Source organism: Paenibacillus sp. p3-SID867 (genome assembly GCF_025142895.1).
In the GTDB taxonomy this organism is placed as follows: domain Bacteria; phylum Bacillota; class Bacilli; order Paenibacillales; family Paenibacillaceae; genus Paenibacillus_AQ.
This window is the reverse complement of the sequence record NZ_JAMBDM010000008.1, coordinates 189270-210354: the sequence shown is the minus strand read 5'-3', so window position 1 is coordinate 210354 and position 21085 is coordinate 189270. Positions and strand designations below refer to the sequence as shown.

Genomic DNA, 21085 nt, shown 5'->3' with positions numbered 1-21085 from the left:
TTCCAGAACTACAATTTGGATATCGGTTTCTGACAGGGTCGTAATCATAGCTCTACGGTGAGTCTATAGATCCTTGTTCACGGAAATTAAAAGAAAACAAACCGGAACCTTGCAACTAAAGTTGCCATGGTTCCGGTTTGTTTATATGCTTGACGTCAACCTTCTGGCGTTGGTTTCCCTTCAATCGTCAATGGTGCATGCTTCATGGACTTTTGTGGAACAATGGGATCGGAATATCTAACCTTATCTTTGAACCAATTTCGACGAATTATGATGAATACAACTGCTGCTATAATTATCAGCACTGCTATTAGCTGAGATATGCGAATGTTCTTTCCTGCTTCCATCATCCCCCAACCAAACGAGCTCATTGGCGACCAAGTCGTCTTAAGGAATGAGGCAAGCCATTCCGGTCCGGCAAAAACCAAGCTATCCGTGCGAACCCCTTCAATGTAAAAACGTCCAAGCGAATACCAAATGAAGTAACTCATAAACAACTCGCCAGCTCGCAAAAACGGCCGTCTGCGCAGCCAAAGAAGGAATAAGAGCCCTGCAAAGCTCCAGACAGACTCATACAAAAATGTCGGATGGTAATATTGACCGTTGATATACATCTGGTTGACTATAAAGTTCGGAAGATGAAGTGTGTTTCTCAGAAAACTTTCTGATACTGAACCGCCGTGAGCCTCTTGATTCATGAAGTTTCCCCAACGTCCAATCATTTGACCGACGATTAAACCTGGGGCGCATATATCTGCGATACGCCAGAAATTATAGCCTTTTTTACGTGTGTAAATGACAGCAGCCGCAATGGCAGCGATCAAAGCTCCATATATGGCAATACCCCCATGCCATATGTTAATCATTTCCAAGGGATTGTTCTTATAATTTTCCCATTCAAAGGCTACATAGTAGATTCGTGCTCCGATTAATGCAGAGGGAAGACCATACAAGACCAGATCCATAAAAAAGTCGGACTTTATGCCAAATCGCTTTCCCTCATGAGAAATCAGTATCAAACCAAGTAAAGCACCCAATCCAATAATGATTCCATACCAGTGAACAGAAAACTGGCCTATCGAAAATGCTATCGGGTCTAACATGAGAGATCATTCTCCTATCTTTATTTCTCCTATACTGAAATGTGTTGTGCGAGTCTCGTGCTTCTTTATAGGATTTTGTTCTTCTTGGCTCAAGCCTAATTTCTTTCGTGAATATTTTACAGTGGAAGGAAGTTTTTTAAGCCTTACCTCTTAAGAATTATAACACATGATATAGACACTTGCCGAATCTGTGACAAGGAAGTCTCTTACTGTACATAAAAAAGCCGTGTGCATCTTTGCAGCACGCACAGCGGCTTTCTTGTATCGATCCCCGTATTAGGATTGATAATATGGTCTCCCATACATCACTTGAAATTCGGCGTCAAATACATTGCGATAAACAACTTGTAACCGGCTGGAGGAGGCATCGATAACCTTGCCTTCGCCGGCATAAATGCCAACATGTGTAATATTCATAAATCTCCCGTTCGCCTCATAGCTCCAGAAAATCAAATCACCCGCTATTAGCTCATTGGAGGTAAGGGAAAGTTCGTTTTCCGCGATAAAGCGCGCCTGTTCTGCCGCCGTTCGGGGCACCTCAACGCCTAATTGCCGATATACCCACTGTACTAGATAACTACAATCGGTATAGTTATCTTTTCCTGCTTTTAGCTGGCTGTATGGATCGCCCAACCGAGTCAATGCCAGTTCGACAGCCTGGCTTCCAAGCACACCAGCGGGCAAATCGGATATAACCGCCGCAGACTGTTCGGACGTTAATCCGGTATCACCGTTCTTCCCAAGAATGGCCATCATCATGGGACGAAATTCAACCGATAGAAGTTCATTCGTCAAATCGACCTGTTCCGTGGAAAAACCATAGAGCGTCGCTTGCTGCTCTGCTGTTCGGGTAGAAATCGACAGTTGCAGGACGTGCTCGTATTCTGTTACCGACTGTTCCTCCACACTTCCATCACTCTGTTCAACGGCAACGGTTCTTGTATGCTCTAGTGTTTCGAGCTGCGAGTCGATCTGATTCATATCCCAAAAAACAGCCTGCAGCAACTCCTCTCTCTGTTGATCCATTGTAAACACTCTATGCGAGCGGCAAACTGGGCGTCCATTTCCTCTAAGATTTGAATCATTTTTTTGTGTCGGGTCCTGTATTTTCGTCAGCCACAAAAATGCCGAACGGTGAGGAAAGCAGCGCCGCGACGATCATAATGATTATTACCGCTCGCCGGGCTTCGTCGTCATCAAGTTATACAGTTTCGTGTGCCGCGGGAACTTATCGTTAAACGGTACAAGGGAACTGCCGACCTTCATCAGTCCATTCCCGGCGTCAACATTCGTAATGTAAGACAGTTGCAGATCCGAAATGTTGAGCAACTCGGCAAGCTCCATCCGGTCGGTGCTGGCCTGATTCAGCATGACGATGAATTCACTGTTTGCGAGCATGGTGCGGGCTGTATGGCTTTGCAGTAGATCGTCCACATTTTGCGTAATCCCTGTGCAAAAAGCGCCATACTTTCGGACACGCTTCCAGAGCGTGAACAGGAAGTTGGCGCTGTATTCGTGCTGAAACAAAAGGTAGATTTCATCAATAAAGATAAACGTATTCTTGCCTCTGGCGCGATTTTGCGTAATCCGATTCAAGATGTTGTCGAGTACGACCAGCATGCCGATGGGAAGAAGCTGCTTGCCCAAGTCGAGAATATCGTAGCAAATCAGCCGATTGTGGACGTTGACGTTGGTCGATTGGGCGAACGTATTCAGACTGCCGGAAGTAAATAATTCAATAGCCAGCGCGATGTCCTGAGCCTCCGGTTCTGCTTGCTTGAGCAGCTCCGCGCGAAAATCCTGCAATGTCGGCGGCTGTCCCTTATAGTTGCTCCGCAAATACTTGCGGTACACAGCGGCGGTACAGCGATCGATGAGCGACTTCTCCTTGGCTCCAAGCTGATGTCCTCCGATCAACTGCTCGCACAACGACAGGACGAATTCCGATTTAAGAATGATCGGATTGGCTCCGTCGCCATAATCCCGGTTCATATCCATCGCATTGATATGGTTCGACGAAGTAGCAGAAATGTGAATCGTCTCGCCACCCAGCGCATTTACCAGAGCGGAATACTCCCGCTCCGGGTCAATCAGGATAATGTCGTCATCGCTCGCCAATATCTGGTTGACGATTTCCCGTTTTGCGGCAAAGCTTTTACCGGAACCGGATACGCCAAGGATAAAGCTGTTTCCATTCAGCAGTTGCTTTCGATTGGCGACGACCATATTTTTGCTGATGATGTTTTGCCCGTAATAAATGCCGTCCGGATGCACGATCTCCTGCGCTCGAAACGGGATAAAGACAGCCGTACTTTCAGTCGTGAGCGTCCGCAAAGCATGAACCTTTCGCAGCCCATACGGTAGCACCGTATTCAAACCGTCCATTTGCTGATAGGAGAGCGTAGAAAACTGGCACAAATGCTTGCGGGCCGTAGTGAGCAATGTCTCCGTATCGCTATCGAGTTGTTCTTTGCTGTCCGCGACATGCACCATCGTAAGTAGTCCGAACATCATCCGCTGGTCGCGTGTGGTCAGGTCGCTAAGAAATTCCTTGCTTTCTTTGCGCTGCTGCTCCATGTCGTAAGGGATGACAGCAGAAAAGTTGTTGTTGCGATTTTGCCGCCGTTGCCAATTCGTAATGTTCGTTTCCACACCGAGCAGTCGATTCTCCACTTCGCGGACAGCTTCGTCGGTCGGAATCGGGATCACATCGAGCGATAGAAGCAAGTTGCGGTTCAAGTCGCACAGTTCAGCTACCATGCTGTCCTTGATGTAGCTGGCGTAATCACGCAGAAAGATGACCCGACCGTAGTATTCGCCCATCCGAAAATGATCTTTGGCAAACTCGAAGGTGTCCGGGCAAATGTAATCCTTGAAATCGTGACCCTTGCGCATCATCTCCTGCATGTCGAAGCGAAAATCGGCTTCCTCGCCAATCCGGAAGAAGTCATGCAGAATGCGCAGGCGGTCAGTCGCATCAAGCTCGGTACATTTCGAGCCGAGACGAGAGAAATGCGCCGTCAACTCCGTGCCGACCCGCGCGAAGTAATGGCGAGCTTCATCCACATTCTTTTTAACCACGGAGATGGTGATGTATTTCTCTTGAATCGTCCCATTTGTGTTGCCATCAGTCGCTTTACCAAGCAACATGTCGTTGTACTCCTGCCGATACACATCCAGCCCGTCGTGCTGGAGCGGAATAAGAATGGAACGTTCTACATCTGCCTGATTCAGCCGCCGATTGTGAATCGTAATCTTCGTCGTTGCGCCGCTGTCAAACGAATTAAGCAATTCGGAGTAGGAAAGGAACATCGTCTCCTTGTCCTCTCTCGATGCGACAGCGTAATTTATGTCCGCGAAACGGAACGACTTCGAGAACTTGTTGCCGACAGCAAAAATCCCGTCCGGCCAGATGGCGCGGATCGGGATCGCTTGTTGTACGCTTTTGGGAATGACAGACCGCTCCTTGTCCTGCTTCATGGTCCGCCTGAGCGTCTTAATCATTGCGCTTCATCCTTTCTTGCTCACGCTTGTGCAGGCTTCCTTTCAGCGCTTCGTAGTATATGTTGGTCGAGCGGAAGACAAGCCGTCTTGGCATCAGAAACTCCGACTTCACATACGCCCACAATAGTTGCTCCGCCGTCATACCGTGATAGCGGATAAACCCGAGCGCGGCGCAGGGAGCTGCCCCCAATATGCACATCCAACTGAGCGTTTCCAGTCCAAAATGACTGCGCAGCCCGAAATACAGTCCAATCGCCGCAGCGACCGCCAGAACAGAAAAAAAGAACTGCCGCAAGGACAGTCCGAAGAACAAGCTTTCCGTATAATCCCGGATTTCCCGGTTGATTTTCACTTCCACTTTTATCCCTCCCGGATGAGCAGTCTACGCCTCAGGCTCGTTGCATTCAGGTTTGAACAGTGTGTCGTCATCAAATGGCACAGGATTGCTCAATAGTTCCACAGCAAGCTGAAAGCCATCCTTCATCCCTTGCAAATATAACCACTCATTGATAATCGATTGTTTAAAATGATGTCTGTCCTCCCAAGCTTCAAATTCAGGCATACGACCAATATCCATACCAACAAACAAGACTTGAAAAGCCTTCTTTTCTTCAGCACGAACACGCTTGAGATCAGGATGATGCTCGAATCGTGCAGAAACGTAGTCCAATCGACCTTGAATAGCTGTTCGAAACCACGGTGGAATTTCCATTACCTGCTTCCCCCCCACAACTCTTTTACCTTACCTGCTGCTTCTGCTTGGCTTTCATGTGATGATAGCAGGCTACTAGCTGATCGACCTTCTGACTTTGCTCTTGAAATGCTTGATGGCCGGATAAAGAAATGGATTGCTTTATTAACTGTTCACCAAGCGTATTCAGCTTTCGCCGCTCCTCTTCCAGCTTTCTTAACAATTCGTTCATTTATCCATCCTCCCGTTTTTATTGTGAGAGCCGACATTTTTGAATGAAATACGGTGTATGTTAGAAGACTACTTCGATGGTAAGTTTTAATCTCATTTATGTCAATTGTGTGCTTCTCCATAATGGGAGTTATAAACTCATCCCCTTTAAAGAGGTGACGCTTGATGATTGGTTACGATAAAAAGAAGGTGGGGCAACGCATTCGGAAGCAACGAGAGGCTTTGGAAATTTCTCGTGAACAGCTGGCTGAACGAATTGGACGGGTCCCAAGATTTTGCGCCGATATTGAACGAGGTAAAGCCGGGATGTCCATTGAAACGATGTTCAGCATTTGCAATTTGCTCAAGCTTTCTCCTAATGAATTGCTTCTGGGTCAAGAGGAGAGCTCCACACCTTACGATGAAACAGCATTGATTATGGCTGCGCTCAATCAATGCACAGAAAAGCAGCGTAAGGATGCTTTGGCGCTATTGAAGCTTTTTCTGACAGCAATCCGATAACTCCCATCATTCACAAGGTGGTTACAGTCCCATCATTTCGCGCACGATGCGATCTGCCATTTTTACCGTACCGACAAGAACGAGCATGTTGAAAAGTAGGGTAAGCGCCCGGCGCCTTACCGCATTGCGGCGGCAGGTTTCCAAGCACTCCCCTCCGAACCGGACATACACCTCTCAATGTATCCGGCTCTCCAGAAATCAGTCTAAGTTTCCAGCGTGTAACTGTACGTGGCAGTGTTCGCAGAGAGCCATCGTTTTACGCCTTCGCGCAATCATGGCTTTTTCCCATTTTTTCCTGCCCTTCAGGTCTTTCAGCTTGCGGACATGGTGAATATCCATGTCCACATTTTCCGCTCCGCACCATTCGCACTTTTTCGCCTTTAATCTTGCAATCAGGCTGTTCGGACTGCTGTTGGCGTAGACTTTTGGTTCAGCGTCAACATTTTCGGCAGCGGCTTCGTCACTGTGACGGAAGCCCTCGTTGTATAGCAACATCACTTTTGAGCCGGATTTTGTTTCGTATTTCACGCCAAAGTCTTTGCCCATTCTGTATTTGTCCTTGATTGCGCCAATACGGGTCTTGTATTTCGCGGCAAATGTTTTGAACATGCTGTATTTCATGATGTAGCCAAAGCCGCTCAGCACGGAAACATTGTCGGCAATTTTGTAATAGTTATACAATCCCCGTATTTCGGCGTTATACTGTTGCAAGATTTCAAGGTCGTCATTGTGGAATAGGTGCGTCCGATGGAACGGTTTCCAAACCTCACGATTGCCGTTTCTCGCGTCATAATGGATTTTCATCGCGCCGTAATAGATCAGCTTGTTCATCCATTTTCCCTTGGGGACATACAGCTTAATCCGCTCGTTGTACACGCGGCGGGTCATACCGTTTTTGTCCTTCTTGATGTCCCTGGAACGGTTGGAATAGATGTCAAAGCTAAGAAAGCGCGCTGTATCTTTTGCATTTGTTACCAATGTCTTGTCTGCAGATAGATCCAATTTCAGGCTGTCCTTGAGGAATGACCCCACTTCGGTCTTGAGGGTTTCTGCATCCCGCTTACTTCCGATGACGCCAATCAGAAAATCGTCCGCGTAGCGGATATATACCACTCTGCGATAAGATTCATCCATTTGGTCTGTGCTGTCTATGCTCATCATCTTGGCTCGTGTTTCGCGGATTTCCCTTTGTGCCTGCTTCTTTTGCTCATCCGACAGGGATTCCCATTTCTCTTTGCTGTATTTCCTGCCGCGCAGATAGTCAAGGTGTCCCCGATAACGGTTGTATTCGCAGCTTCTCAAACGTTTCTTTCCGGAATTGAATTGCCCTGCGTATTGCTCCATAAATTTGTCCAGTTCATTCAAGTAGATGTTCGCAAGAATCGGACTTGCTCCGGAGCCTTGCGCTGTGCCGGATAAGGTATTGTGATAAACCCAATTTTCCATATATCCGGCTTTCAGGAACTTCCAAATCAATCCCAGAAAATGCTCGTCTTTGATTCTGCGGCGAAGCAGACTGACCAAAACATGGTGGTCTACGTTGTCGAAACAGCCACGTATATCTCCCTCAACAAACCATTTCACGCCCGTAAAACGGGTTTTGACCTCCAATAACGCTGTGTGACAGCTTCTTTTCGGTCTGAATCCGTGAGAGCGTGGCGAAAAAGTACCCTCATAGATACTTTCCAGTATCATGCGGATAACCTCTTGCAACAATTTATCGTCGAAAGAGGGAATACCCAGCGGGCGCTTCTTTGTCGAGTCGCTGTTTTTTGGGATATAGGTTCTTCTTGCAGGGTTCGGCTGGTAACTGTAATTTTTGAGTGACGCAATCAGCTTGTCGATCCGTTTGATACTCATTCCATCGATTGTCGACCCATCCGTTCCCTTTGTCATGTTGCCCGCCGTGGCATAGATGTTCTGATAGGCTTGCAAATAGAACTCCGGGTTGTACAGGTTGCGATACAGCCTTTCATAGCTGTAATCGCTGATACACGCTTTTGACCGTAGACTTTCCAATACTCGATTAGGACTCCTCATTGTGCCTCACGCACCTTTCCTTATCTTGTATGGGATGATTTCCTGCCGCCCTTCGCCATGTGGACGCCATTAACGCCCTCGGACTACTACGGCGGCTCCGTTGCCATGCCGGATTTTCAGCGTCATCTCTCTTGGCTCCCGCCTTGAGATTTATCACCTTGTGGCATTACACATAGCTGTAAAACAGCGTTCCGGTTTAGGCAATCTCCGTTTAGGTTTACTGAACATAGCTTGTTGTGATGTCGGATGGGATTTTCGCCCGTTACTCGCTTATTGCGATTGGTCGTCACGGATATACCGCGGTTGGAAAACTAATTGTTCCTTCCGCCGTGACGCACGGCTTCTCAATCATCCTAACGCCGTTGGCTTGGCTATGCCCCCTTGGGCTATCCTTAAAGCAGTGTAGCTTTCATCCTCGTTCACAACATTTCATCTCGCCGCTCAGTCGTGGATAGATGATTTCTCCAACTTGCGACTTTACCAGTATGCTGCACTCCCCGTCAGGTTTCCCCTTCGGATAAACTGGTCGATGACAGCGCGGCGCGTACCGCGCCCGTTATATCTTTACGCTGCTGCCTTGCCAAAGGCAGGATTCACATAAACCCGCGCACGGGCTTTTTTGCCCATGCTTACGGACGCACTGAGTTCCCCAATATACGTCCACACCATCGTAACCGCGCCCGCACTAGCATCGACGGCTGGGGGAGCGGTGGCAAAAGCGGAATAGATGATACAAGCCAGTACAATAATCGCGCCTTCCAGACACGCTGCCGCGTACCCTTTCAGGAACGACTTGCCGATATTTTGGCTTGGCTCCCCCGCAAATGCGGACAGCGGAACGGGGGCTATTGCCGTATACAAATAGATACGGAAAAAGCGCCCGTACACCGAAAGGATCATCACAAAGGATAGTACCGTAATGAACAAACTGCCGAGAATGGTGACGATCCACAGTGGAATGCTTTGCCAGAAGCCAACGTCTTCAATCGCTTGCGCTACCGTATCCGGCAAGGCCATAGCCTCTGACGTTCCGAACCCGGAGCGTCCCATCATCGTTGAGATGATCCCCTGTACAATAGTAAAGAGAGCCATCATCAACTCCAGCCCATAGGTTACGACCGCCTTGGCGAGCACAAAGCGGATAAACAGCTTGACGGCCATCTCCGGCCTTTTCACTTCCGCAAAGCTGCCGGTAGTCTTCACAACGCCAATCACAAAAAATAAGACCAGGAGTGCCAATCCCGTAGCTTGCAACGCACCATGAATATCAATAATCACACGCCATACGCCGCCACCCTTAAAATCCGCTGGCGATTGCGTAACGAGGCTCCAGATTTCATTCATCTTATCGTTCCAGGTATCCAAGGCATTTTCGAGATTGTCGATGACCCAACTGTTTTTTGCCATATTCTCACCCCTTCCGTAAACAGGGGACAGACGAATCGTCCGCCCCCCCTTATGCTAAAGCTTCAAGCTCATCCGGCAATCAGGGCAAGGATTTCCTTCGTAAACGTAATAATGACTCCGCCGGCGAGTGTCAAAAATCCGTTTGCGCGCTGAGAAGGGTCATGGGACTTTAGCGACAACCCAATTTGAACAATGCCAAAACCGAGAATAATCATGCCGATCGCACGGATTAAACCGAATATAAAAGTAGATAGGTTGTTGATTGTCGTCATTGGATCGCCTTCTGCATAAGCGGTAGAGGTGAATACGGTTCCCGCTAAGATCAGCACGATGTACAGGGCCAGCAGCCGTTTCGTTTTCATTTTCAAGTTCATCATTCCCTTCGTATAAATAGCGACTCTACTTCTTCTTCCGAAAGAAGTTCATAATCCCCGTCTTCATGAAGGAACACGGATTGCCAGTCCAAAGCGTGTTCCGCGCCGCCATGCTGAAAGGGAAGACCGTTACCATCCGTCGTTAGCGAGACATGAGGATGCTTGAGCAAATCATATTTGTCGTCCTGGACTGGATGTTCGCCACGAATAAAGAGCAGGCAAAAGCGGTTATCCAGCAGCCTCACCTCGTCGGGTGTGAGCAATTCGCGGCCTGATTGCTGGTAATTGATCGAGTAGCTGCCGTTTCTCCCCTTGCTCTGGCCGTAGGTATTGGTGTCAATCGTTTCCTTACCAAGCAGCTCCGAGACGTATTTGTGGGTAGACTGTTCGTTGCCGCCCAAGTACAAAAATTCGTCGCAGTTGCCCACAATCGATTCCCATGCGTCCTTGTACAGCGCCTTGAGCTGCGCTAAATTTTGCAAAATGATAGAAACGGAAATTTCCCGGCTGCGCATCGTGGAGAGCAGCTTGTCAAATTCGTCGGGAAGCGCTACATTGGCGAACTCGTCCATCACAAAGTGAACATGAACCGGGAGACGTCCGCCGTGCCGATAGTCCGCTTCGTACATCAAGCATTGAAAAAGCTGTGTGTAGAGCATGCCGACAATGAAGTTGAAGCTGCTGTCGTTATCGGGAATGACGGCAAACATCGCCGTCTTCTTCTCCCCCATAACGGGCAATTCCATTTCGTCGACTATGCTCATCCCCGCAATCGTATGCAAGTTGAACTTCTCCAACCGAACGCCGAGGCCAATCAAAATGGACTTGGCCGTCTTGCCCGCCGCCAGCTTGAAAATGTTGTACTGCTTGACGGCAAGGTGTTCCGGATCGCGCATGGCCAGCCGCTCGAACAGCTCATCAAGTGGACTTTGGTACGTTTCGTCCTCTTCCCGCACCTCAGCAGCAGCGATCATATCCATCACCATCGGAAAGTTCTGCTCTTCCGGCGGCGCTTCATACAGGAGGTACAGCACGAGCGCTTCCAGCAAAGCGGTCTCGGAACGCTCCCAAAAGGGATCGTTTGTATTGCTGCCCTTAGGAGTCGTATTGCGAATCAGATTGGTAACCAGCTTGAGAACATCCTTGTCGTCTTGCAAATAGGCGAATGGATTGTAGCCATGCGAACGGTGCGGATTGATGAGGTCCAGCACCTTGATGTCGTAGTCTTTGGACTTGAGCAAATGGCCGGTATCGCGAAGAATCTCGCCCTTTGGATCAAGCACGACAAAGGACGTATGCGCCTGCATAACATTCGGCTTGGCGTAAAACCTTGTTTTGCCGGACCCGGAACCGCCGACGACAAGAACATTCAGGTTCCGGAGATGCTTGCGGCCATCCAAGCCGATGCGTACCTGCTGCGTCAGAATCTTGTTTTGTTCCGGTTGCTTGTCGCGATACTTGGCATTTATCCGTCCGGCCTTGCCCCATCGTGCGCTGCCATGCTCTTCGCGCCGCCGATAGTTGCGCGGGGACGCCAAGTAGATGCCGACCGAAATCCCATAAGTCAGCGTGAACAGCAACAAGCTTCGCGGCGTATCCTCGACCCATTGAATCTGGAAGGGATGGTTAATCGCTTCGCTGAGATGCAGCAGAAGTGCAGGTAATCCCTTTGACAAAGCAGGGGCGGCAAGCAGCGCCGCCCACACGACCGGAATAAAAAAAACCGCAAAGAGTAAAAGATTACTCCTTGCGGTTTCAGCGCGCCGCATGATGACTCCGGCGCTTTATTTTTTGATAGGGAGCGTCAATCGCTTTGAGCAGTAAATCGTCAACAGGATCGGTCGGCCGCTGCTGGCCGATCAAGTCGTTGCGGAGCGCATTTAAGGCGTTGATGACAATGCCATGCTCGTAATGATCCATTCTCAGGATGCGTTCTTCCTCTTTCATCGCCACTCCTCCCAACGGAAAAATGAAAAGCAGATTCATGCCACGACTAGCGGGTGGTGGAATCGCTGCGATTCTGTTGCTGCTGTTGCTGCTGTCGCTGCTGGGCCAGCATACGGTGCATTCGACGGGATATGTCGTGTGCCGCATCCTTCATCACCGTCAGCTCGGCGCGAATATGCTGCGGCTCCAACTCCTTGAGCCGTTCGTGAACCCGGCCGAAGCGGAAAGTAGCCGTCTCGACGCCGAACTTTTTGCAAAGCATATACGCAGCACAGTAAGCTTGAAAATTGTAATGTGAACGGCTGTAGTCGTTATGGCCGCGATCAATCTCCGCATGCGCCAGCTCCTGTGCGAGCGCCCGAAAAATGTCACCAGCCCCAAGTCCGCGACGTATCACGATGCTTCGCGTATCCGGCTGATAAAGCGCATGAACCTCCGCAGGCAAGCTATCTCCAATCGTAATCGGAATAGGTGACCGGTCCATCAATGCCTTGATGCGCGTGCGGTCATCCGGGTAGATCGGCGATTCCTTTTTCGGTGCGGTTGTTTGCGCAACATCGAACATCTTCTTGGGGTTGTAGCTGATTGCGGTACTCCCATCTTCCCGCTTGTATTCCTCGCCTGGCTCCAAGATGTAGAGGCCGGTTTCCTTGCGACGGATATAGACGCCTTGTTCTTTCCAGCTATCAAAATCAGCAATGCGAGTGGCATCCGGGCGCTGCGCGAGAATAAGCAGCGCATTCGCGACGCTGTAGAGATCAAAACGGCTTTGTACGTCCAGATAATGCTGAAATTGTTCGCCGTTTTGCGCAATGTCGGCTGTGGCAGTATCAATCGTCTCATACGTCCACTGCCGCAGTTCTTGCTTTTTTTGCGCCCATGCTTCTTTGTCGAACGGCTGCTCACGCTGACCGGAGGCCGTCGTGACTTGGGGCTGGAATAACTCGTCCAGTTCGCTCATTTCGATTTCCCTCGCTTTCGACTCCCGGCCATCGGAACGGATGCTTTACTGCCGGACGCCGACTTCCCGCGATCTCTGCGCTTAGGCAACGACGGTTCCTGCACCTGCTTCCGCCGTCTGCTCTCTGCCGCCCGGTTTTCCTCCCGAATTTCACGCAGCAATTGGCGGACGGACACTTTTTCCTTCGGCTTTTCAGGGTCAATCGTAACCCTTTCGTATGCCGCGCTGCGCTCGGAGGTAGGCGCGGACGGAGAGGATGGTTCCGTTGTCCTCTCCTCCTGTGTCGGCGGGAGGGGAAGCGGACGCTCCGGTTCCGTTCGCTCGACCTCCCACGCCTCGGCCGCCGGTTGATTGGCTCCCTGCTGCGCGTTTACCGGCTGAACCTCCGCCGCCGGCTCGGGCTTTCCCAACAGATCGTCCAAAAAATCCTCACTGACTGCCGCGCCCTCGTTTGAAGCTGGAGGCTCGCTGGTTCCTTCTTCGGGTGTTACGGCATGTTGCTCTGGTGGTTGCGCCGCTCCTTTACGCTCGTCCGACTGCTTCTCGCTGCGGGACTTCACAATCTCCTGCTTGATGCTGGCCGTATCTACGGTCGCCAGCTTGAAGCGTTCAACGATTCGGTTGATCTTGGACGCATCCTCGGCCCGCACCATGACATCGCAAAGCCCGTCCACATTTTTCTTGTCACGCAGCGCGCAATAGAGGACACCGTACCGCTTCGCTTCTTTGCAAAAAGTCGGCAAGTCTTCATTTCGTACTGCAAACACCTTCAGCTCCTTGCCGCTGCGCAGCAAGCTTTCCAGGCGAATGCGGCCTCTTGTTCGTTTTTGCCCTTGCAGGGCGGCGAACAAATAAACGGCCAGATGCTTCGCGCCTTCGCCGGAGATTTTCGCCATGACCTCAATGCCACGAAGACTCATGCTGACGACCTGATCGGCCGCTTCGGTTCCGCTGCTCATGGACATTGGCCTCCCTTCGTGTCGATTGGTCTTCCTCGTTACGTTGCAGCTTGTTTGCCAGTTCGTTGGATCGGGCAAGAATGCCCGTACAAAGCCTCACCTCCTTTCGGAGCTTCGCAAGCTGACGGGAAAGTTCGGCAATTTGCGACTTGTACGATTCGATTTGCTCAGGATGCTGGCAGCGGCGAAGCCGGTTGTACAGCATTTTGCGGGAGCCGTATCCTTGCCGCAATTCTGTTTGCAGCTCAGCGTGGTAAGCCAACAATTGTGCTTTGCTGGAAATGCCGTGACGACACAGCAGCCTGGTCTGCTCCGTAATGGCCGTCAGATGCCGCAAGTCTTCGCGCAATAAAAAAGACGTCCGTTTGAGGGACGCGCGGGAATGGGGCAGAATCCCCATCTTGAATAAGTACCGCAGATACAAGGCTTGCAGACCGCTAAATCTACGTCTGATGTGCAGGGTGCTGCGAACGATGACGGCTCGCCTGCGCCGCGGCAACGGCATGGGTGGCTGACGCTGCGGTAACTGGTTTTGCAGAATACGCTCTTTTATCGCATGCTCCGTATATTCATCGCCAAGACTACGCAATCGAACAAACCGCTCTTTGCCCGGCGGACGTACCGCCAAATGCTTGACGTTCGACTTCATTTCATAACCCTGCTTTCTAAGGATCGCGAAGAATTGCGTCACCGTCATGGCAGCGGCGATAGCGGCGTCGATGTCCTCGCGAATCAACCCGCGCCAAGTCGGCTTGCTCTCCTGTTCCGCTCGCCACTCGCCGTAATGCTTGGTCTTACCCGGTTCCGGCTGCTCGATGACCGATAAGGTATGCTCCCGGCAAAGTCGATCGGATGTTTGCCGCATCAGCGCGTAAGAGGCTTTGTTATCGTAATAGCGTTTACCATCCAGAAACGACACCGAGTTTAAGACGAAGTGATTGTGCAGATGCTCCTTGTCCAAATGGGTCGATACCACGACTTCAAAGCGCTCCCCCCATAATTCCTGTGCCAGTTTGACGCCAATGGCATGTGCCACCTCCGGCGTCGTTTCGCCCGGAGCAAACGCCTGATACCCATGAAAAGCTACAATGCCATCGGTCTTTTGAAATTGTCGTTTGGTTCGCAGCATTTGCTCGTAAGCGGTGAGCGGATCGCAATTGATCCCGCTCACGTAAAGCTGTTTTTCAGTTTTCGCATCCGCGCTGGTATAAGCGAGCACCTGATGTAAATCATCATGCGCTGCACGCGCTTGATCGGTTTTATCAGGATTGGTGGCATAATCCAGCACACGCTTGAGGCGGTCGGTAATATCCCATATTGCGGTTGTTGCCATGTACGCTGTCCCCTTTACGGTGGATGTACGTTAGAATTTCCTTGTAGCTCGATTCTCGGTTCCGGTGCGGTCACGGCCTGTTGAATCTGCTGGACGGCGCGGCGCAAGTGATCTGCTTCCTGCTGAAAAACTGCCCGATCCAAATGACCTGTCGCATGGGCCTTCGCTGCGAGTTGATTTAGGTTATTGCCGACGGCATGGAGCTCGCGCATCATCGCGAAATAGTCTTTTGGCGGCATCGCCTTCGGAACATAGCCATTAATGAGAGATCGAATATAACCCTCCTGTGAAAGTCCCGATTTTTTCGCGCTCGCTTGGAGTCTAGTGTTTTCATCATAGTTCACCCATACCTGAATGCGAATCGCTCGTCTTCTCATCATGTTCACTTCTTTCTTCAAAGGAAATGGCCCGCATGAAATAGCTGAATGGTTTCTGCTGTTTCTGAAAAATACCGATCATTGTTGAACCTATATTCTTGACAAAACAGCGTGCTGTTGAGGTAGGGGTATTAGGGGTTTGCCCCTAACAAGCGAATTTGGGAGACCAAATTCAGTGCTTGCTACAACACGAGACATTCGTCTCGCGTTGCCCTTCAAGGCACCTGCCGGGAAAAAGGGAGGGGCATCGAAACGACAAAAAGACGCTGATCGCTCAGCGTCTGTCACTTAAAGTTGTTCACACATCCTTTGCTGCATGGCGCAATATTCCATAATCTGACGGTGGAAAGAGGCGTCTGATTGGCGCAATGCTTTGCATCAGTTGCACGTATAATTGTCCCGTGCTATCATAAGAATAGAAACAAGGAGTCGGACGCCATCCGACTCCCCTGTACAACATTTGGGTGGGAAGCCTCCCAGAGAAGACTTATTCGAAAATAACCCGTACCCTCGGCGCTAACCTGGGCGGGTTATTTTCGCTTTTTCAGGTATGTGAGCAATGCCAGCAAGAACATGCCGAGCATAATCACTTCTGTAAGCGAAAATTGCATAAGCATCACCTCCGCTCTGGAGGCGATACTTTCCCACCCAAGTCAGTTGTACATCCGTATTATAACAAACAAAGAAATAGATTAATAGAACACAGAACCGCTTGTGTTCCCAGCGATTTCACCCGACGCCGAGCAAAATACAGAATACCTTATCGAGTTGGCTCTTCGCGCTGTTTACGATAGACCATCAGGTCGTCGTTTACATCTTTCACGAAGGGCGGCTCGTCAGAAATCTCATAAGTTTGACTGAATAATTGCCGAATCATCGCTGCCGCAGAACGGCCCGGTTCGTCGTTGTCCAAATGAAACACCAGACGCTTCACTTCCGGGTAGCTTTGCAAATAGTTAGTGAGTGCAGCCGGTGCGATGCTTTCCTTAGCGCTGTATATCCCGGCCAGCGACAGTTGATGCGATTGTCGCCAGTCTTTCCCTGCAATTGTCTCAAGGGTGCAGTAGGATAAGAGATCAATTGCACTTTCAAACAAATGCAGCTCGGTGCCGTTGTCATCGGCCGGTATAGCGAACGAATACCGTTTATCGCTGCCTGGCGCTTCGCCCAGATATCGAGTGTTGGTTGTCCCGCGAATTGCCGCATAGCGCGGAGTGCCTTGCAAATCAAACCCAACAAAAATCGCATTGTGGTACATTCGGCTTTCGTACAGTCGTCCCGTTTTGAGACAAAAATCGATTACATCGCGAGAAATGCCACGTTTGGAGAGATAAGCGACGACGCGATTCGAAGTCTCATACGGTTCGGGAAGCTCCAGCCGCGCATTTGAACCATCTTGCTGGATGGCAGAAGTAGCCGGAGCCATGTGAACTGGCGGATTACCGTCAATTTGCAGCACCGCATCGGGAAACGACATGCCTCTTACTTTAATGAGGTAGTCCAGCGCAGAACGACCTCCGATCCCCCTAGACCACCAGAACCATTTATCGTTGGAGATTTTAAGGCTGTCATGGGTTCGGGTCGAATAGGCGTTGCGTGAGCAACGAACCAGTTCGTATGGTTCGAAACATTGTAGATAGGTGAGCAGATCCCATTGCTTGGCACGTTCGATTTGTTCCTTGTTTACATAGCTCATTACCGTAGTTCCTCTCTAAAAAAGTAAGTAAGAGACGACGGCTTTATTACTCGTGTCTCTTAATCGTAAGGCTGATTTTCTTTCATCCTGCCGCACTTGGTCATCGTGCCTTACCCTTCTTTTTGGGATACAGATAAGCACTTCTTTCCCTCAACTCTGTAGCGCCTTTCTGTTTCATGAATGCGTCTAACTCGCTTTCATAGACTTGACTGGTCACCCCGTTCGAATCACGGATGTAATAATACGTGTCGCCAAATCCGTTCTTCCCTTTGGATATCAATTCTAATGCTGGCACGGTTTCTCCCTCCTCGGTCGGATCGGTTCCGTAACAAATAGGCGGTAGAATTGGGCAAAAGCATCCGCCGCCGCTTGGGATGGCATACAACATGTGCGTTCCTCCAGAAATGCGAAAAGGACCCCAAAGCCGGAGTCCATTTCGTCATGTGATTTTACCTTTCCATTGCTGCTATCGCTCTCGATCCGCAACCCGCCGTTCGGGTGCTTCCGGTTCTTCATCCGACACGCTGTCCACGGCTTCGTTTTCCCGTTTGTCCATGTTCAGCAGCACATTTAACTCCGCGAGCCGCGCGGACTTGGTTTGCAGTTCCTGCTCTTGCTTGAACGGTGCCTCGATCTGCTCCTTCGCCGTTACCATCTGTTGCTTGAGTGTTGCGAGCTGCTCACGGCAATAAGCGAGCTTATTCGGCAAATCCGACAAGGTATTGTTTATTCGACTCATATTGCCACCTGCATCCGGTCCTAACGTAATCGTATGGCCCAAAGCGCCGCGCAGTGTCACTTTGTATTCCTTTGCAAAGCTATCAAACGATAGCCATAAAGAAAAGCCCATGTAACTGCCTGCTTCCTGCGGATCGGGAGAGGTCATGCCCTTGCAGGCTTCTAATAGCGCTGCGCCCGCCGAAGCGCGTTCCGTATACGTAAAATCTTTGATGGTCATACCGGGAAAACGGGAATCGTCGCTGCTAGCCTTATCCGACACTTGGGTGCGCATGAACAAGGCCACGTCCTGCTCATACCCGGCAATACGTTCCTCCGTTGACTTAATTTGTTGCGGCAGCATTTTGAGCAGCCGATCCTCCAGCGCATATCGCTGGCTTAAATGATTGGCCTTGAGCAGCTTGAGCTTCGACACTTGAATGTCGAGGTCCATCTTCTCCTTGATGTACGGATTACCGGTCGCCAGCGCTTTAACCTCGGCATAGGACAACGCCGTCTCATCAATATCCTCGGCAGACCGTACCGGCGATTTGCTGGTCATAATCTGCGAGATAAACCGCTGCTTGTTCTCCAGCGTTTGATAAAGATAAGCGTCGAACGTGTTCTCTGTAACATAACGGAAGATGTGAACCTCGCGGTTCTGGTTGCCTTGCCGAATAATCCGCCCGCTGCGCTGCTCCAGGTCGCGTGGTCGCCACGGACAATCGAGGTCATGAAGCGCGATCAACTTGGTTTGAACGTTCGTTCCCGCGTAGGGTAAGCGCCCAGCGCCTTGCCGCATTACTGCGGTAGGTTTCCAAACGCTCCCCTCCGAACCGTACATACAACTCTCGCTGTATACGGCTCTCCAGTATTCTTAGTCTAACAATCCGGCGTGTAATTTCTTATGACAGCTAACGCAGAGCGCCATCGTTTTCCGCTTTCGAGCGACCATCACTTTTTCCCAAGCCCGTTTGCCTTTCAGGTCTTTTAGTTTCCTGACATGATGCATGTGGATGGAAACACCCTCTCCACCGCACCATTCACATTTGCGGGCTTTTATCCGGTCCATCATGCTTGTTCTAGCCATAGTGACCGAGATATTGTCGGGATTGTTGTCTATGGATGGGCTCGTATCCGGCATTTCTTGGCGTCTGAATCCTCCATTGTACAGAAACAGCGTCTTTTCGCCCGCAGTTGTTTGGTATTTGACCGCGAACTTCCCGTCAATGCAGTATTTTCTTTTGAGTTTCCCGATACTGCATTGATATTTCAGACAAAAGGTTCTGTACATGCTGTACTCCATCACATATTTGAAACTTTGGAGGTTGCTGACGTTGTGAGCTAATCGATAATAGTTGTATGTCCCCAGAATTTCGCTATTGTACTTTTTCAGAATTTCAAGGTCGTCATTGTCTACCAGATACCGTCTATGCGTAGGTCTCCAGATTTCTTTATGGTCTATATCCGTTTTGATGTGAAGAGCCTTATAGGCCAGCAGTTTCTTCAGCCACTTATCTTGCGGCATATACAGCAAGACTCGATTGCTCATGCTGCGCCTGCCGTTGTGTGTCTGTTGATCGCGGCAGACGCAGATATCGTAGCCTAAGAACCGTGCTTTGGTTGCTGTGTGCGTAATCAGCGTTTTTTCCTCGGACATTTCGAGCTTTAATGTTTCCCGAAGATAGTTGCCAATATCACGCTTAACCTGTAAGGCATCTTCCTTTGAACCAATAATTCCGACCAAGAAGTCGTCTGCATACCTGACATATTTGAGCCTGCGGAATGTGGGATCGAAGGGATCACGACAATGCACGCTCTGTATGCTGGCTTTCAGTGCCTTGATCTCCTGCAAAGCCAGTTGTTTTTCCTCGTCCGACACACCATTCCATCTCGCCTTGGTTTCTTTGCGCTTGACCGAGAGTCTGTATTCCCAGAAGCGATATTCTTTTGTTCGTTGATGAACAGTTCCTCTATCGAACGATTTGATATACTTTTCCATATGCTTATCAAACCGGTCGAGATAGATATTTGAAAGAATCGGGCTTATGATAGAGCCTTGCGCCGTGCCCGAGTAGGTATTATGGAATTTCCAATCTTCCAAATATCCGGCTTTAAGAAACTTCCATATCAAGGCGATAAAATATTCGTCGTCGATTCGTCGCCGCAGCGTATCCACCATAATATGATGGTCGATGTTGTCGAAGAAACCGCGAATGTCGCCTTCAACGAACCATTTCGCTCCTGTGAATTCCTTTTTAATTTGCGCCAGCGCGGTGTGGCAGCTTTTGTTCGGACGGAAGCCATGAGACAGGCGGGAGAACGCACTTTCAAAAATGCTTTCCAGCATCAGACGAACCACTTCTTGCACCAGTTTGTCATCGAAAGACGGGATACCGAGAGGCCGCTTTTTACCGTTTGCTTTCTCGATGTACACCCGTCTTGCGGGATTCGGCTGGTAAGAATGATTTCTCATGCTGTCGATAATCTTGGAGATACGTTCCATTCCCATGCCGTCAATGGTTTTTCCATCCGCGCCTTTGGTCATGTTGCCAGGTTTTGCGTAGATGTTTTGGTAGGCCATCAGATAAAATTCAGGGTTATACAAATTCCGATATAGCCGTTGAAATCGATATTTGGTGTTACACGCCTTAGTGCTTAGACTTTTTAATACCTCTAAAGGATTTCTCAATGTCTCGCACATCCTTCCTTTTTCAGTATTAAACGAATACCTGTTTCCCTTCGCCATGTAGACGGCTTTCCCGTCCTCGGACTACTATGGAAACTCCGTTGCCTTATCGGATTTTCAGAGCCTTGCGCTCATAGCTTGTTGCAAGCGTTCCGACTTAGGCAATCTCCGTTTAGACGATTGAAAATGGCTCGCTGTGATGTCGGATATGACGGTTCGTCCTTTTCCGTAAATTACGGCTTGGAAACATGCGGTATCATGTAAATGCACATGGGACACCGTACATTTACGCATGTTATACGGCGTATCAACTATCTTTCGCCGTAGCTGCACAATGGGGCCCATCGGACTGTCATTCAAGCAGTTTAGCTTTTATCCTCGTTCACAGCTTTTCATCTCGCCATTCAGTCGCGGTAGCGATAGTTTACCGACTTGTGGCTTTTCCTGCGTGCTATTGTCCCCGTCTGGTTTCCCTTTCGAGTAAGCAGGCTGATGATAGAGTGGTGTGGTCACACCGTGCATACCTTTCTCTACTACCTTGCCAAAGGTAGAATT

At 49.8% G+C, this 21085-nt stretch carries 21 protein-coding genes; 1 reads left to right on the top strand and 20 read right to left on the bottom strand.

The window, feature by feature from the left end; translation table 11 throughout:
- Positions 1-155: 155 nt before the first annotated feature.
- The 6 genes from lgt to M4D81_RS17865 all read right to left on the bottom strand — a co-directional run bounded on the left by lgt (position 156) and on the right by M4D81_RS17865 (position 5530).
- Positions 156-1103 (bottom strand): prolipoprotein diacylglyceryl transferase, encoded by a 948-nt coding sequence (lgt, locus tag M4D81_RS17890; RefSeq protein WP_169284772.1) that lies wholly within the window; start codon positions 1101-1103, stop codon positions 156-158.
- Positions 1104-1379: 276 nt separating this feature from the next.
- The gene (locus M4D81_RS17885) at positions 1380-2129 is read right to left on the bottom strand and encodes a C40 family peptidase (protein ID WP_169284773.1); all 750 of its coding nucleotides are present in this window, start codon (positions 2127-2129) and stop codon (positions 1380-1382) included.
- Between the two features lie 144 nt (positions 2130-2273).
- On the bottom strand, positions 2274-4607 hold the full coding sequence (locus M4D81_RS17880) for a VirB4-like conjugal transfer ATPase, CD1110 family (RefSeq protein ID WP_169284774.1): 2334 nt from the start codon (positions 4605-4607) through the stop codon (positions 2274-2276).
- Entirely contained in the window at positions 4600-4965 is a 366-nt protein-coding gene (locus tag M4D81_RS17875; RefSeq protein ID WP_101808189.1) for a PrgI family protein, read from the bottom strand. The genes M4D81_RS17880 and M4D81_RS17875 overlap by 8 nt, the downstream gene beginning before the upstream one ends.
- A gap of 24 nt (positions 4966-4989) precedes the next feature.
- Positions 4990-5319, bottom strand: a complete 330-nt coding sequence (locus M4D81_RS17870; RefSeq protein ID WP_094869227.1) for a hypothetical protein — start codon at positions 5317-5319, stop codon at positions 4990-4992.
- Positions 5320-5344: 25 nt separating this feature from the next.
- Positions 5345-5530: a hypothetical protein gene (locus tag M4D81_RS17865; RefSeq protein ID WP_094869228.1), complete on the bottom strand. Its 186-nt coding sequence runs from the start codon at positions 5528-5530 to the stop codon at positions 5345-5347.
- A gap of 164 nt (positions 5531-5694) precedes the next feature.
- On the opposite strand from M4D81_RS17865, the gene M4D81_RS17860 reads away from it, so the two are divergent.
- A complete protein-coding gene (locus M4D81_RS17860) occupies positions 5695-6030 on the top strand; it encodes a helix-turn-helix domain-containing protein (RefSeq protein WP_094869229.1) in 336 nt (111 codons plus the stop codon).
- Between the two features lie 21 nt (positions 6031-6051).
- Here M4D81_RS17860 and M4D81_RS17855 read toward each other — a convergent pair whose 3' ends face one another.
- The 14 genes from M4D81_RS17855 to M4D81_RS17790 all read right to left on the bottom strand — a co-directional run bounded on the left by M4D81_RS17855 (position 6052) and on the right by M4D81_RS17790 (position 20533).
- Positions 6052-6174, bottom strand: coding sequence for a hypothetical protein (locus tag M4D81_RS17855; protein WP_260067525.1), 123 nt, complete (start codon positions 6172-6174; stop codon positions 6052-6054).
- Between the two features lie 54 nt (positions 6175-6228).
- Positions 6229-8070 carry a reverse transcriptase/maturase family protein gene (locus M4D81_RS17850; RefSeq protein ID WP_260067524.1) on the bottom strand — a complete coding sequence of 614 codons (1842 nt, stop codon included), beginning with the start codon at positions 8068-8070 and terminating at the stop codon, positions 6229-6231.
- 564 nt (positions 8071-8634) lie between these two features.
- Positions 8635-9477, bottom strand: a complete 843-nt coding sequence (locus M4D81_RS17845; RefSeq protein WP_260067523.1) for a VirB6/TrbL-like conjugal transfer protein, CD1112 family — start codon at positions 9475-9477, stop codon at positions 8635-8637.
- Between the two features lie 68 nt (positions 9478-9545).
- Complete coding sequence (locus M4D81_RS17840; protein ID WP_248551689.1) at positions 9546-9839, bottom strand: glutamyl-tRNA amidotransferase; 294 nt, start codon at positions 9837-9839, stop codon at positions 9546-9548.
- 11 nt (positions 9840-9850) lie between these two features.
- Complete coding sequence (locus M4D81_RS17835; protein ID WP_169284775.1) at positions 9851-11620, bottom strand: VirD4-like conjugal transfer protein, CD1115 family; 1770 nt, start codon at positions 11618-11620, stop codon at positions 9851-9853.
- Positions 11607-11798, bottom strand: a complete 192-nt coding sequence (locus M4D81_RS17830; protein ID WP_021877380.1) for a hypothetical protein — start codon at positions 11796-11798, stop codon at positions 11607-11609. The genes M4D81_RS17835 and M4D81_RS17830 overlap by 14 nt, the downstream gene beginning before the upstream one ends.
- 46 nt (positions 11799-11844) lie before the next feature.
- Positions 11845-12759, bottom strand: a complete 915-nt coding sequence (locus tag M4D81_RS17825) for a hypothetical protein (RefSeq protein ID WP_049868196.1) — start codon at positions 12757-12759, stop codon at positions 11845-11847.
- Positions 12756-13718: a PcfB family protein gene (locus M4D81_RS17820; RefSeq protein WP_169284776.1), complete on the bottom strand. Its 963-nt coding sequence runs from the start codon at positions 13716-13718 to the stop codon at positions 12756-12758. Before M4D81_RS17820 ends, M4D81_RS17825 begins: the two co-directional genes overlap by 4 nt.
- Positions 13660-15051, bottom strand: coding sequence for a relaxase/mobilization nuclease domain-containing protein (locus tag M4D81_RS17815; RefSeq protein ID WP_260067522.1), 1392 nt, complete (start codon positions 15049-15051; stop codon positions 13660-13662). Before M4D81_RS17815 ends, M4D81_RS17820 begins: the two co-directional genes overlap by 59 nt.
- A 14-nt stretch (positions 15052-15065) precedes the next feature.
- Positions 15066-15431, bottom strand: coding sequence for a plasmid mobilization protein (locus M4D81_RS17810; protein WP_248551620.1), 366 nt, complete (start codon positions 15429-15431; stop codon positions 15066-15068).
- 757 nt (positions 15432-16188) lie between these two features.
- A complete protein-coding gene (locus tag M4D81_RS17805; protein ID WP_169284778.1) occupies positions 16189-17124 on the bottom strand; it encodes a DUF3991 and TOPRIM domain-containing protein in 936 nt (311 codons plus the stop codon).
- A gap of 100 nt (positions 17125-17224) precedes the next feature.
- Positions 17225-17419, bottom strand: a complete 195-nt coding sequence (locus M4D81_RS17800; protein ID WP_248551619.1) for a hypothetical protein — start codon at positions 17417-17419, stop codon at positions 17225-17227.
- A 171-nt stretch (positions 17420-17590) separates the two neighbouring features.
- Positions 17591-18643, bottom strand: a complete 1053-nt coding sequence (locus M4D81_RS17795) for a hypothetical protein (RefSeq protein ID WP_260067521.1) — start codon at positions 18641-18643, stop codon at positions 17591-17593.
- 75 nt (positions 18644-18718) lie between these two features.
- Positions 18719-20533, bottom strand: a complete 1815-nt coding sequence (locus M4D81_RS17790; RefSeq protein WP_260067520.1) for a reverse transcriptase/maturase family protein — start codon at positions 20531-20533, stop codon at positions 18719-18721.
- Between the last annotated feature and the right edge of the window lie 552 nt (positions 20534-21085).